Origin of the sequence: Melaminivora alkalimesophila (assembly GCF_000282995.1) — a bacterium.
Classification (GTDB): Bacteria; Pseudomonadota; Gammaproteobacteria; order Burkholderiales; family Burkholderiaceae_C; genus Melaminivora; species Melaminivora alkalimesophila.
Genome location: NZ_ALEE01000699.1, coordinates 1 through 1,800, shown reverse-complemented (window position 1 = coordinate 1,800; position 1,800 = coordinate 1). Strand labels below are relative to the sequence as shown.

The window sequence follows — 1,800 nt, the reverse complement described above, 5'->3', positions numbered from 1 at the left end:
CGACGGCGAGGTGATCGCCGCCGTCACCGCCATCGGCACGGCCATTGCCGGCTGCAACACCTGGCCGCTGGGCACCATGCGCTACGTGGCGGCCGCCAGCCCGGCATTCGTCGCCCGGCATTTCTCCGAGGGCGTCACCGCCGCCGCCCTGGCGAAGGCGCCCATGATGATCTACGACCGCAAGGACCGGCTCCAGGAGCAGTGGCTGCAGGCCCAGGGGCTGTCGCCGCGCCTGCAGGCGCCGCGGCACTTCCTGCCGTCGAATTTCGGTTACGTGCGCGCCTGCGAAGTCGGCATGGGCTGGGGCATGCACCCTACCGCCCTCATCGCTGCCCAGCTGGCGAGCGGCGCGCTGGTGGAACTGGTGCCACAGGCCTGGCTGGATGTGCCGCTGTTCTGGGCCCACCCGCGCAGCGCCCAGGCATCGCTCGCGCGGCTCACGGAATGCGTGATGGCGGCGGCGCGCCGCTGCCTGGCGCCGCCCTGAGCGCCCCGATCAGGCAGGCGCCGGCAGCCCGGGCAGGAAGCGCAGCTCCTGCACCGCCTGCGCGGTCTCGCCCCGCGGGGGCACCAGGTCCGCCAATGTGACGGCGTCGAGCTCCGCCAGATAGGCCTGCGTGGCGCGCGTCAGCAGGCCCTTGAGGCTGCAGTGCGAACTCATGCGACAGGTGTTGGAGTGCTCGCTGAAGCACTCCACCATGTCGAAGTCGGTCTCGGTCTCGCGCACCACCGCGCCGATGTTGATCTCGGCGGCCGGGCGCATCAGCCGCATCCCGCCACCGCGCCCGCGCATGGTGTCGAGCAACCCCTTGGCGGCCAGCTGCTGCACGATCTTCGTCAGGTGGCTGCGCGAGATGTTGTGCGCCTGGGCGATCTCGGTGATGGTGACGGGGCGCTCGCGTCCATCGCAGGCGGCGCAGTACATCAGCACGCGCAAGGTGTAGTCAGTCCATTGAGTGAGTCGCATGGAAGGCCTCGCGGGACAAAAGATTCATTACAAATGAATTTTAATGCCTTAAAATATTCACGTACTTTGCACTTTTCAAGGACACCCGACATGAACGCCATCGCCGAGGCCCCCGCCACCTCCATCGACCCCCAGCAGTCCATCGGTCAGATCGCGGTCGAGCTGCCCGGCGCGACCGCGGTATTCCGGCGTCTGCGGCTGGATTTCTGCTGCGGCGGCCACCTGAGCCTGCGCGATGCGGCGGCCGGGCGGGGCCTCGACCTGCAGGCCGTGGTCGATGAGCTGTCGGCGCTGCAGCGGCCCGGCACGGCGCCCGAAACGCCCACGCCCAGTGCGCTGATCGAGCACATCATCGCACGCTACCACAATGTCCACCGCGAGCAGTTGCCCGAGCTGATCCGCATGGCGCGCCGCGTCGAGGCGGTGCACCAGGGCAAGCCGCACGTGCCGGCGGGGCTGGCCGATGCGCTCGAAGCCATGCAACACGAGCTGGTCTCGCACATGCACAAGGAAGAGGCGATTCTCTTTCCGATGCTGGCACGCGGCGGCAACAGCTTCGTGGTCCAGCCCATCAGCGTGATGCGCTCGGAACACGACGACCACGGCGAGACCCTGGAGGCGCTGGCGCGCCTCACCGACGACATGGTGCCGCCCCGGGGCGCCTGCAACACCTGGCGCGCGCTCTACACCGGTCTTGCCCAGCTGCGCGAAGACCTGATCCAGCACATCCACCTGGAGAACAACGTGCTCTTTCCGCAGTTCGAGCCGAACGCATGAGCGAGACCGCGTCCCCCGCCCGGCTGCACCAGCCCGACGCCGACAGCATCCACCGG

At 68.7% G+C, this 1,800-nt stretch carries 3 protein-coding genes; 2 read left to right on the top strand and 1 reads right to left on the bottom strand.

Annotation, left to right across the window (positions count from 1 at the left end; translation table 11 throughout):
• Positions 1 to 487 (top strand): LysR substrate-binding domain-containing protein (locus A612_RS13565; RefSeq protein WP_019375004.1); only part of this gene is annotated, 487 nt, incomplete at its 5' end.
• A 9-nt stretch (positions 488 to 496) separates the two neighbouring features.
• On the opposite strand, the gene A612_RS13560 is transcribed toward A612_RS13565, so the two are convergent.
• Positions 497 to 967: an RrF2 family transcriptional regulator gene (locus tag A612_RS13560; protein WP_040436956.1), complete on the bottom strand. Its 471-nt coding sequence runs from the start codon at positions 965 to 967 to the stop codon at positions 497 to 499.
• Positions 968 to 1,057: 90 nt separating this feature from the next.
• Between A612_RS13560 and ytfE the strand changes: the two genes are divergently transcribed.
• On the top strand, positions 1,058 to 1,744 hold the full coding sequence (gene ytfE / locus A612_RS13555) for an iron-sulfur cluster repair protein YtfE (protein WP_019375002.1): 687 nt from the start codon (positions 1,058 to 1,060) through the stop codon (positions 1,742 to 1,744).
• Positions 1,745 to 1,800 lie beyond the last annotated feature (56 nt).

Coding starts and splice junctions, on each gene's coding strand:
- A612_RS13560 (WP_040436956.1), bottom strand. CDS start 967: ATGCGACTCACTCAATGGACTGACTACACCTTGCGCGTGCTGATGTAC.
- ytfE (WP_019375002.1), top strand. CDS start 1,058: ATGAACGCCATCGCCGAGGCCCCCGCCACCTCCATCGACCCCCAGCAG.